The sequence below is a fragment of the Streptomyces sp. MMG1533 genome, assembly GCF_001279775.1.
Classification (GTDB): Bacteria; Actinomycetota; Actinomycetes; order Streptomycetales; family Streptomycetaceae; genus Streptomyces.
This window is the reverse complement of the sequence record NZ_LGDG01000118.1, coordinates 1-622: the sequence shown is the minus strand read 5'-3', so window position 1 is coordinate 622 and position 622 is coordinate 1. Positions and strand designations below refer to the sequence as shown.

The window sequence follows — 622 nt, the reverse complement described above, 5'->3', positions numbered from 1 at the left end:
GCATCAGAAACAACGAGCCGCAGGAGAACACCATGCAGAAGTTCGACACCCCCGCCCCGGTCTCCGCCGTCCTCGACATCCCCGCGGGACGCATCCGGTTCATCGCCGCCGACCGGGCCGACACCACCGTCGAGGTCCTGCCCGCAGACGCCTCCAAGAACCGCGACGTGAAAGCGGCCGAGCAGACCACCGTCGACTACGCCGACGGCATCCTGCGGATCGAGGCCGCACCCGCGAAGAACCGGATCCTCGGCGCCTTCGGATCCATCGAGGTGACCATCCAGCTGCCCGCCGGCTCCCACATCCAAGCGAAGGCCGCCGACGCCGAATTCCGCGGCGTCGGACGGCTCGGCGACGTCACCTTCGAAGGCGCGCAGGGCTCACTCAAGCTCGACGAGACCGCCGGCGCCCGCCTCACCCTCCCCGCCGGCCACATCTCCGTCCGCCGCCTGGGCGGCCCCGCCCAGATCAGCACCCAAAAGGGCGACATCCACATCAACGAGGCCGTACGCGGCACGGTCGTACTGCGCACCGAATCCGGCGACATCTCGATCGGCGCCGCCCGCGGAGTCTCCGCCGCCCTGGACGCCGGCACCACCCACGGCCGGATCCACAACGCCCT

Annotated in this window: 1 protein-coding gene; it reads left to right on the top strand. The window is 70.4% G+C overall.

The genetic code is table 11. The annotated features are described in order from the left end of the window. Positions 1 to 32 precede the first annotated feature (32 nt). Positions 33 to 622: DUF4097 family beta strand repeat-containing protein (locus ADK57_RS13235; protein WP_053749623.1), on the top strand; the 590-nt coding region annotated here is incomplete at its 3' end.